Origin of the sequence: Xanthomonas cassavae CFBP 4642 (genome assembly GCF_000454545.1) — a bacterium.
Taxonomy (GTDB): Bacteria; Pseudomonadota; Gammaproteobacteria; order Xanthomonadales; family Xanthomonadaceae; genus Xanthomonas; species Xanthomonas cassavae.
Genome location: NZ_CM002139.1, coordinates 316,010 through 326,228, shown reverse-complemented (window position 1 = coordinate 326,228; position 10,219 = coordinate 316,010). Strand labels below are relative to the sequence as shown.

At 61.0% G+C, this 10,219-nt stretch carries 6 protein-coding genes and 3 pseudogenes; 8 read left to right on the top strand and 1 reads right to left on the bottom strand.

Features of this window, described 5'->3' with window-relative positions; translation table 11 throughout:
* Positions 1–468 precede the first annotated feature (468 nt).
* From XCSCFBP4642_RS0101415 to XCSCFBP4642_RS0101375, 7 genes and pseudogenes are all read left to right on the top strand, one after another.
* Positions 469–999, top strand: coding sequence for a hypothetical protein (locus tag XCSCFBP4642_RS0101415; RefSeq protein WP_228325829.1), 531 nt, complete (start codon positions 469–471; stop codon positions 997–999).
* 17 nt (positions 1,000–1,016) lie between these two features.
* Positions 1,017–2,906 carry an XVIPCD domain-containing protein gene (locus tag XCSCFBP4642_RS23740; protein WP_053329508.1) on the top strand — a complete coding sequence of 630 codons (1,890 nt, stop codon included), beginning with the start codon at positions 1,017–1,019 and terminating at the stop codon, positions 2,904–2,906.
* Positions 2,907–3,137: 231 nt separating this feature from the next.
* Entirely contained in the window at positions 3,138–3,365 is a 228-nt protein-coding gene (locus XCSCFBP4642_RS0101405; protein ID WP_029218210.1) for an XAC0095 family protein, read from the top strand.
* A 493-nt stretch (positions 3,366–3,858) separates the two neighbouring features.
* Positions 3,859–4,656: pseudogene (locus tag XCSCFBP4642_RS23735) on the top strand (IS4 family transposase); the annotation flags it as partial.
* Between the two features lie 37 nt (positions 4,657–4,693).
* A pseudogene (locus tag XCSCFBP4642_RS23730) lies at positions 4,694–5,139 on the top strand (IS3 family transposase); the annotation flags it as partial.
* 763 nt (positions 5,140–5,902) lie between these two features.
* Positions 5,903–6,520, top strand: coding sequence for an NAD(P)H-dependent oxidoreductase (locus XCSCFBP4642_RS0101385; protein WP_029218208.1), 618 nt, complete (start codon positions 5,903–5,905; stop codon positions 6,518–6,520).
* 673 nt (positions 6,521–7,193) lie between these two features.
* A complete protein-coding gene (locus XCSCFBP4642_RS0101375; protein WP_029218207.1) occupies positions 7,194–8,309 on the top strand; it encodes an ATP-grasp fold amidoligase family protein in 1,116 nt (371 codons plus the stop codon).
* Positions 8,310–8,501: 192 nt separating this feature from the next.
* Here XCSCFBP4642_RS0101375 and XCSCFBP4642_RS23725 read toward each other — a convergent pair.
* A pseudogene (locus XCSCFBP4642_RS23725) lies at positions 8,502–9,380 on the bottom strand (LysR family transcriptional regulator).
* Positions 9,381–9,505: 125 nt separating this feature from the next.
* Here XCSCFBP4642_RS23725 and XCSCFBP4642_RS0101365 point away from each other — a divergent pair.
* Positions 9,506–10,189, top strand: coding sequence for an SDR family NAD(P)-dependent oxidoreductase (locus XCSCFBP4642_RS0101365; RefSeq protein WP_029218205.1), 684 nt, complete (start codon positions 9,506–9,508; stop codon positions 10,187–10,189).
* Positions 10,190–10,219: the final 30 nt, after the last annotated feature.

Here is a 10,219-nt window from a genome sequence, read left to right as displayed (position 1 = left end):
TGTTGATGCCCATCTCCCACCTGCGTTGTATTCACGTGGGACCATTGTCCAACCGACTCGTCGCAAATCCTGCAACTGCCGGCTGAGCGATGGGGCTAATCAGGTAACAATATTGTTATCTCGATCGTTCCACAGAACGAGACGCCTGGTTCGCTTGGTAGGCTCTGCGTCAAATCAATTGGCACATTGAACTAAACAAGGCCGGATGCTGAAGACGCTCTCCAATCAAAAATTTAATTAGCGTTAGCTTAGTTTTTCAGGGCCTGTTGTTACCAAAGATGAACTTGCACAGCTGCTCAGAGCATGCTTACCAAGCTTTCTTTCTTACTAAACCCGTCTTTAGGATCTGCTATGCGCTTCCCCCGAACCGCCCTGTTATTCCTAGCCGCACTCTGTGGGATTGCAATAAGTTCTTGTGCTCATACAGCAGCCCACCCCCTGAAGCCGTTTCCGAAGGAGCACGCTGACATGACTTTGCCGGAGGCCGTAACGGCCAATAAAATTACGCTTAGCGTTGAAGAAATCGGTAGTCGTTTCTTGAAGTTGATCGAGGGGCTCGATTCTCTCGATGATCTTAACCCCGGCCGCATTCGGGAGGTGATGGGGATTACGCTAAAGAAAGAAGAACCTGGAGAATTATCGGTAGGGTACTGGAGCGTCGATCTTGGGGATGGGTGGCGATATGCGTTCACCTATGTTCCTGGATCGCCGTCGCTCCTGAAAGGCGTGAACCTGGCTTTCCAGCACGTTGAAAATGATTGGTCTGAGATGTCGGCTGCGTGTGCACTTGACTTTGATCATTATGACAAGGCCCTTAAGGCGATGGGCTTTACTGCGTCGCCTACTTACGGGCCGATTGGTCAGCTTGAGGATTGGCGTTATGTAAAGTTTGCGAAAGATGGGGTTGGAGGCAACATTGTTATCGCCATTATCCCGAGGAATGTGGTGGTACGTGAGCCCGGCCGGCTTTGCGTCAAATCTATCGGTACGTTGAACTAATCGACGAGGAACGAACGATGGCAGCCACTAGCCCCCAGCTCGAAGCGGCACTCGCACGATTCTCTGCCAATCCTGGCGTTACTCAGAACCAAGCAAAGCAGCTGCGCACGGCAATCATTTCCGATTCCACACTGCTTAGACAGTTCGAGCAAGAAGCTAAACAAGGAAATCTGCAAGGATTTTCCTTGCAATCATCGGCTAGCAATGCCCCCAATCTGGTGGGCAGCTACGACATTCGAAACGGAGTCATTACGTTACCAACGTCAAGCTTTCAGCCAACAGGCACGACCGCCAGCAGCGATTTGAAAGCAACGCTGCAGGTTCAGCAGATGACTCTGGCATTTGCGCGGAGCACTTTTCAAGATTCGGCTAGAGTTAGTCATCCTGTGACGCAGGATATGGTCGACAACCTGTTGTCAACGGTTAACAGATCACCCTATCTCGCTGATCAGTTGAAGAAGGCGGCAAGCACAGTCGACCCCATGGACACCTCAAATCCTAAACGGGCACAACTCGAGAGTTTTGGATTCGTTGGGCCAGGTGTTTTCGCCGGTGGCACCTATGATGGCAACAACAAGATTATGAATTTACCGCCACTCGGCTTGCAGACAGCGTCTCCGAACAATCCTCATGGAAGATTCTCTGCAAAAGATATGGCCTTTGTCCTCGGACATGAAATTCAGCACAGCTTTAATCATACGGACAAGGTCCAAGCCACCGCCAAGTTCCTGAACGATGTAAGGAGTCAGGCAACAACAAAGACTCCTATACATGACTACACCAACGAGTTGCGCTCCTATATCCAGGCGGGACGCGAGGACGAAGCTAAAGCAGAAATTGCGGGCTGGAATGCATTACTCAGTCACGAACGGCATTCTAATCCCAATGCCAATGGCCTTGACCTAATGTTGAATACCAATAGTACGAGAACACTGGACTTTATACACAGGGATCCGCTTACTACCAAGGCCATAGCGAATCCAGGCCTTAGCTTCAATCACGATGGCAGTCTGACATCAACCCCCGCCAACATCGTAGCAATGGGCAAACACTACTTTGATCGCCCTTCGCAGCTCTATGCACAACCCGGCCAACGTCCCGTAAGTCTTGGCGAACACCGTAACCCTGCCGGGCAACTTCAGCCTACTGCGGACTACACCAATTACTATGGCACTTGGGCCATCGAGCAGATCCTGCAGGCGGAGGATCGCGCAAACGTGCTGTATCAGGGCGCGCGGCCGCGCGTCACCGTCGACATGGTTGGGCTGGGACTGAAGGAACACCTGATCGAAAACGAGGGCCTGGACCGCGGGCCGAACAAGACACCGTTTCCGTACCACGACAGTAGTACTGCCCCGCCCACGCTGCACCATTTCGACCATACCCAGGATGGCAGCGTGAACCGGGCACATGACCATCGCTATGTACCGATTGTCCCCAGTACACCTGCAGCCGGCCTGCGCGGCCCCGACGACCCGGAGCATCCAGACCACGCCATGCTTGAGCAGATACGCAGCGGTGTACGCAAGATCGATGAGAGTGTGGGCAAACCCTACGACGAAATGAGCGAGCGCGTTAGCCGCAGCCTGCTGGCTGTGTGCAAGGACAACCGAGATGCGTATCCGGATTCCAATGACCGGTCGCTTTCAAGTGGCGCGCTTAGCCGTGTGGACCATGTAGTGATGGGCACGACGGGCAATGTCTTCGCGGTGCAGGGCCGGCTGGATGACCCTGCACATCAGCGGGTGCATGTGCACATTGATGAGGCGATTCGCACGCCTGTCGAGCAGTCTGACCAGAAGCTATTGGCAGCCAATCAGACCATCGCGCAGGAGAGAGAGTTCGCGCAGCAGCAAGAACTCGCGCGTGGCATCAACGAACCGAGCAAAGACGTGCCCATCCGCTAGCGCGCCCGCCGCCACGCGGGGCAGCGCCATGTTCATACGCGCGGAATCGCGCTAGCGCATTTGCAGCCATCCGTTATCGGCGCAACAACCCCTGCGCATCGTGCGTTAGACAAGCCGCTTGACCCTGCTGGCAGGCCGCCGCACACTTCCGCTCGGAGCCTAGAAACTCCTCATGCAGCGGTTCTCCGCCTCCGAAAATGGTGGATGTTTCTCCTATCTGCGGAGGATTTCATGCGCCCATCGAGCGAACCCGGCTACTGGATGTCCGAAGGCACGCAATACCACCTGCTCCGCGTACGCGACCAACTGCAGCTACTTGCCACGCTGGCCACACCGCGCACGCGCGAGGAAGGCGCCATGGGCATGCCGGCCATTCCGCTGCAGCAATGGGCACATTGCCTGCAGCAGTTGGCTGAGCAGGTGGATGATGTGCTGGGTGATTTGGGCACTGCTGGGTAGTGCGTTTTCTTCAATGCACGCAAGGCGCCGGTTGATCCATCCAGTGTGCGGTACCTACCAAGCGGACTGATCCACCCGCGTGCGCAACGCGTGGGCTAGGATCAGTGCGTACAGGGGGAACACCATGGACAGGATCACCATCACCGCGCGATGCATCGTACTGGCAACGTCAGTGTTGTGCGCAGCCGCGTGCATGCAGCCGGCGGATGCACAAAGCATGCGTTCTGCCACCGGCACCGCAACGAACAAGCACATCGCGCCAGCACGGCAGCCGTATAACTCGATGGCGCGCGATACCACGCCCTTCAACTGCGAGCAATACCGCGCGCACCCGCATCCGGGCATGGTGCGTTACTGCCAAGGCGTCGAGAACATGATGCTGCGCAATGAAGCACAGCGTCAGGGGCGCCCTGCTCCGTCGGATTCCATCATTGCCTTACCGGAGCTTGGCACTGCAGAAGCCAAGCAGCTGGGCTATGCCTGCGTGGGCGGGCGCGCCTGGCCCGGCGCGACGCGGGTACGTGCACCCCTCAAGGCATGCGACCGCCTGCTGTGCAATCGCAGGTTGTACGCCGAGCGATCCGTGATCGAGCGGAACGTGGCGCATTGGCTGTTGCGCGGGGCGCAGCCGGTGATCGTCATCGACTGGAGCGATTTGAAGCCGGATAAGTCGTGGTGCCTGCTGCGCGCCGCCGTGCCGATCGGTGGGCGCACGCTCACCTTGCTGGACATGGTGGTTGCTGGGAAACAGCAGGGTTCGCCCAGCGCAGAGAAGCGTTTTCTGCAGCAACTGCGCGCACTGATTCCAGACGATGTGCGCCCGACCCTGGTCACGGACGCCGGATTCCGCACGCCATGGTTTCGCGCGGTGTCGGCGATGGGCTGGGATTGGGTCGGGCGTCTGCGCGGACGCACGCAGGTCAAACCGCAAGCCGTGCCTGGTTACGCACGACGGATGCAGATCGAGCTGGCATTCCGTGATCTGAAGTCGCATCGCTATGGCCAGGCGATGGAAGACAGCCTGACCCGACGCGGTGAGCGGTTGCAGATCCTGTTGTTGCTCAACACGCTGGCCACCTTCGCCAGTTGGCTGGCAGGACTGGGCTGCGAAGCCACCGGTGTCGCCCAGTGGCTATCGCCACGCAGCAGCACACGCAAGCTCTACTCGACACTGCGCGTCGGCCGCGAGGCGCTGGTCAGGCGCTGGCCCATGGAACCGGTCTCACGCTGGCTAGATCGCTTGCGCACACTGCCTGACGCAGTGCGTGAGCAGATGACATTGGTGCTGTAAAACGTGGGGACACCTAACGACCTGACCCAGTTATTCCATTCGCACCGAACGCGGCTGGCTGTATTTGGCCGCCGCCTGGACCTGTACTCGCGCAAAGTGGTGGGCTGGGCGGTGACCCCGACCATGCCAGCCGAGCTGGTGTGCACTGCCCTGCAGGTGGCCATCGCCCTGCGTCAGCCCAAGCTCGGGCTGATCGTGCATACCGATCACGGCAATCAATACGCCAGTCGAGCCCACCGCAGTCTGTTGGTTAGGTACTTGCTGGTGGCTAGCATGAGCCGCAAAGGAAATTGGTGGGACAACGCGGTGATAGAGCGCTTCTTCCTGAACCTGAAAATGGAACGGGTCTGGCAACGGCGCTATGCCAACCCCGCCCAGGCTATCGCCGACATCGCCCATTACATCGTCGCCTTCTACAACACCCACCGGCTGCACCCCACCCTCGGCTATCGATCTCCCGCCGACGAGAAAGCCATCGCCTGAAATTCCCTGTCTCCGTATCCACTAAAACTTTACCAGGACAGAAAACACCCACGCTTTATAGGGGGGGTGCCCTTGAGTCGAATCAGGCGTATAGAAATCAGAAGGGGGGTGTCGGGGGAAACTCATCCTTTCCACTGCTATGAAACTGATAGTCGCGTAGTACCCAGCCAGCGATGTTGGAGCCGGAAACCCATTCGTATGTCCAGCTCTCAAAGGAGCCTGACGGATATTCGTTCCGATACGACCGCTTCTCCCCGGGGATACCGCTTGACGGGAGGTCGACAGGCGGATCACCCAAGGCTTGCGTGCTAACCAGACCGGATGACTTGACGGTCCTAATGGCGGTTACCTTACGAAGAGGCATCATCGGCGCGTTGCCAGGAGAGGCCTTTTTGATAGACGCAGCTATACGATCCAAGTCGCCACTACCATCATAAACCCGTGTTGTGGTTACGACAGAATTGACGTTACCGGGGTTACTGATCTCCTTCGCGTACAGACTCCCGTTTCCCGAAGTCCCAAGCACTAATGCAAGGCCGAAGACAGTTTTGTGCATCACCTTCATACTTCACTCCATTGTCGAAAAGGCAGGCTTCGTGCCTGCTGAGTCATGCTAGCAGCACTGTAGCGCCAACTTGCAATGCTGCTGCGCCCCCTTTCCACATGTGTGCGCTCATCACGCTGACAGAAACCGCATCACGCCAAGGTTTGTGGCTTGCCGCAACGCCTCGACCTTTCTTCCCCTTCTTGACGCCACTGTTCCATGCATGCCTTGATTGTCGTTGCGCACCCGGAGCCGCGCTCGCTGACGCACGCCATTGCCGCTCAGGTGAGCGCGGGGCTGGAGGCGGCCGGCGGCGGCCACACGGTCGAGCTGGCCGACCTGGCGCAGGAAGGCTTTGACCCGCGCTTTACCCAGGCCGATGTCGCGCTGTTTCAGCAGCAGGCTGCAGCGCCGCCGGATGTGGCGGCCGAGCACGCGCGGCTGGACCGTGCCGATGCGCTGGTGCTGGTGTTCCCGATCTACTGGTGGGCGTTTCCGGCGCTGCTCAAGGGCTGGATCGACCGGGTGTTTACGCTGGGCTGGGCGTTCGAAGAAAGTGCCGACGGCAAGATCATGAAAAAGCTGCAGCATCTGGACGTGCACCTGCTGGCCATTGGCGGTGCAGACGAGCGCACCTACGCGCGGCACGGCTACTTCGGTGCGATGAAGACGCAAATCAACCACGGCATCTTCGACTTCTGCGGCGCGCAGTTACGTACCTCAGAGCTGCTGACGGTCCCGGATGCGGACTTTCCGCAAGCGCACTTTGAAATAGCGCGCGCCATCGGTGCGCGTATGTTCGCAGCACACGCATCGGCTGCGGGCAGGCGTGGCTGAAACAGACTGCAGCGCGGTAGGGATCTAGCCGAACAGGTGCAGCGCCAGATGCGCCGGTTCCCTGAGCGCGGCGAACGGCAGCAAGCGCACCATGCAGGGCTGGCCCACTTCTTCCAATACCCAGGCGCACGCGGGTGTCGCTGGCCAGGCCCCTGCCGCCGTCGGGCGAGCGTTCGAAGGCGGTGACGGTGATCGTCATGGGCGAAGCGTCTCTGTCGCCGGGGTTGGGCGTAGCGTACGCCGGCCATGCGCGGGCGGCGTAGGATGCGGCCCGCTGCTGCGTCAGGCCCACGGCAGTGCCTGGCCTGCGCGGCCCGCGTGGGCGCCGCGCCTGGCTGCGGCAGCCACCACCTCCATGCCCGCGCGGCCTGCACATCCGTGCGCCAGTGAATGGCTTGGCCTGCCGATTTCGGCCTGCGTTGGCCGAGCTGGCGGGCCATCGATCCGGGCCCTGCCATTGCCTCTCGCGCCACAGCACAGTCGCGGCCGGTTGCCGGTCTGCGCCAGCGTTTTTTAAGGCCCAAAACACTGGATTCTTTGCGCAATCAGGCGGGTTGAGACGTTTTGCAACTCTCGTCTCACCTTTTCCGTATAGCGCGCCGCTCGTCACATTTAAGCGTGACGAAAAACACACTTTTTAACGGATGAGGGATCTGTCATGACCGACAACTGGATGGGGCTGCCCACGCAGCCGGTGGGCCCGCGCGATGCCATGAGCCGTGGCTGGACGGCGTTGTTCCCCTGGCGGGCAGCGCCAACGGATGCGGCCCGCATGCAGCCCGCGCTGGCAACCGCCGCGCCCCGGCCAGATAGCCCCACCCTCAAGCGCCTGCTGCGCAAGGGTGCGCGCCGGCTGGTAAGGACCCTGCCCTGGCGGCACCAGGACCGGCTGTATTTCTTGAACACGTTCGGGCGGCTACCCAGGCTGTACACGCCGGCCTGCTTCAACGAGAAGGTGCTGTACCGCAAATGCGTGCACGGCGATTACCCGGTGTATCAGCGCCTGGCCGACAAGGTGGCGGTGCGGCCGTACGTGGCGGCCAGGATCGGCACCGCGCACCTGATCCCGATGCTGCTGGACACCGCCAACCCGGACGATCTGCTCGGCCTGCCGCAGTGGCGGCAGACGGTGATCAAGGCCAATCACGGCGCGGGCATGGTGGAGGTGGTGCGCGAGGAGCCGGATGCGGTGCAGCGGCAACGCCTCATTGCGCGCTGCGGGCAGTGGCTGCGCACCGATTTCTCCGACATGGAAAGCGAGATCCACTACCACGCCATCCCGCCACGCATCCTGGTGGAGCAGTACATCGGCGACGCGCAACAGGTGCCGGTGGATTACAAGTTCCACATGTTCCGCCAGCCCGATGGCAGTTTTCGCTATGTGCTGCAGGTGATCTACGGCCGCTTCGATACGCCGAAGCTGTCGATGACTTTTTTTGTGGACAACCTGCACACGCCCTTCCACCGCATCCGCGATGACGGCCGCTCGCCGCCGTGCACGCCCGCATTGCTGGAACAGGCGCTGGAGCTGAGCAAGCTGCTGGCCAGCGACTTCGATTACGTGCGGGTGGATTGGTACATCCAGCAGGGGAAGGTGTACTTCGGCGAACTCACCTTCACCCCCGGCGCGGGCATGGTCACCGGCCTGGAGCGTGGGCTGGACCGGATGATGGGCGATATGTGGGTGCAGCGGCGCGCACCGGCACAGGCGCGTTTGCCTGCCCACAGCATGGGGCTGCGGGTGCCGGAGTGGGCAGGGACGAATGCCGGCGCGGCCCCCCTGCGATGAGGTCGTCGCGCAGCCCGGTAGCGTCGCCGCCTGCAGTGCATCGGCTTGCCGTGCACAGCGGTTGACGGCGGCTGGCCGCGACGTGCTGGCGTTACAGGTGGTGGCAGCGCGCGTGGCACGCGTGGGCGCTTGCGTGGCGGATCAATCAGGCGATGGCGGCCATGGTTGCGCCGCGCCGCGCACTGACGGCGCCTACCCGAGCGGCTGCGCCCCACCCGCATGCCTGGCGAATTCGCCGCCGCCCAGTCCAGGAACACGCGCACCCGTGGCGACAGTTGGCGGGCATGGGAATACAGCAGCGATACCGGATTGGACGGCGGCGGTGTCTCGCGCAGGATTTCCACCAACGTGCCGTGCTGCAGGTCCTGCGCTACATGGAAGCGCGGCACCTGTGCAATGCCCAGGCCCAGGCGGATGCCGGCCAGATAACTCTCGGTGCCGGTGACGCTGAGCAGGCTGGGTGCGGAGATGGTGCGCAGGCCGTGTGCGGTCTGAAACTCCAATGGGGTGACCACGCCAGTGCTGATGAAGCGCAGGCCAACCATGCGATGCGCGTGCAGCGCATCAAGCTGCGTGGGCGTGCCAAAACGCTGCAGGTACTCAGGCGTGGCGCAGGTGGTGAGGCGTTCGAGCATGGCCACGCGGCGTGCGACCAGTTCGCTGTCGCGCAGCGGGCCATAGCGCAGCACGCAGTCGATGCCCTCTTCCACCAGATCCACCCAGCGGTCGCTTTCGCTCATCACCAGCTGAATCTGTGGGTAGTGCGCAAAGAACGCCGGCAACCCGGGCAGCAAGAAGTGCCGCCAGCGTCCCCTGCACCTCCACCCGCAGCAGCCCCTTGGGCGCTACGCCGCGAAAGCCGCCTTCAGCATCGTCGATGTCGTCGAGGAGGCGCAGGCAGCGTTGATGGAAGAGCTCGCCATCGAGCGTGGGTCGCACCACGCGCGTGGTGCGCTGTAGCAGGCGCACGCCCAACCGCGCTTCCATCTCGGCGATGACCTTGGCGGCGGCAGTGAAGCTGCGCCGCTCCACGATGCGCACGAACAAGCGCATGGCAGCGAACCGATCCATGGCACTCCTTGCCCACTGTTCGGGTGCTGGAAACAGTGCTGTGCATTCCAGTGTGATGATGGTCGTGTCATTGCGTTGGATAGTTTCCGCAACGCCGCAGCCCGCGGCATAGACGGAAGAGATCCATGACTCAGCAGCACAAGGTTGCCTTGGTGACCGGCGCCTCGCGTGGTATCGGCGCGGCGATCGCGCAGCGCCTGGCCGGCGATGGCTTTGCGGTGGTGCTCAATTACGCCGGCCATGCGGATGAGGCCGATCAGCTGGTGCGCAGTATCGAAGCGGCCGGCGGCCGTGCCCGCAGCGTGCAGGCCGATGTCGGCGACCCGGCGGCGGTGGAGCGATTGTTCGCAGAAGCAGAGTCCGCTTTCGGCGGTGTGGATGTGCTGGTCAACAACGCCGGCATCATGCAGCTGGCCACGCTGGCCGACAGCGACGACGCGTTGTTCGACAAGCACATCGCGATCAATTTGAAAGGCACCTTCAACACACTGCGCCAGGCCGCACGGCGGCTGCGCGATGGCGGCCGCATCGTCAACCTCTCCACCAGCGTGGTGGGCCTGAAGCTGGAAACCTACGGCGTGTACGCGGCCACCAAGGCGGCGGTGGAAACGCTGACGGCGATCCTGTCCAAGGAGTTGCATGGCCGCACGATCACCGTCAACGCGGTGGCGCCCGGCCCCACCGCCACGGCGCTGTTCCTGGACGGCAAACCGCCGGAGTTGATCGAGCGCTTGTCTAAGGCAACGCTGATCAAGTCGGTCCCTATCGGAGAAAATATGCCCCTTCCTTCAAATCGGAACGACCGATGAAACAGCAGACATTGGCGATGGCGGCCGATC

Excerpts from the sequence above, each read along its gene's own strand:
- XCSCFBP4642_RS0101415 (WP_228325829.1), top strand. The coding sequence starts at position 469 with ATGACTTTGCCGGAGGCCGTAACGGCCAATAAAATTACGCTTAGCGTT.
- XCSCFBP4642_RS23740 (WP_053329508.1), top strand. The coding sequence starts at position 1,017 with ATGGCAGCCACTAGCCCCCAGCTCGAAGCGGCACTCGCACGATTCTCT.
- XCSCFBP4642_RS0101405 (WP_029218210.1), top strand. The coding sequence starts at position 3,138 with ATGCGCCCATCGAGCGAACCCGGCTACTGGATGTCCGAAGGCACGCAA.
- XCSCFBP4642_RS0101385 (WP_029218208.1), top strand. The coding sequence starts at position 5,903 with ATGCATGCCTTGATTGTCGTTGCGCACCCGGAGCCGCGCTCGCTGACG.
- XCSCFBP4642_RS0101375 (WP_029218207.1), top strand. The coding sequence starts at position 7,194 with ATGGGGCTGCCCACGCAGCCGGTGGGCCCGCGCGATGCCATGAGCCGT.
- XCSCFBP4642_RS0101365 (WP_029218205.1), top strand. The coding sequence starts at position 9,506 with ATGACTCAGCAGCACAAGGTTGCCTTGGTGACCGGCGCCTCGCGTGGT.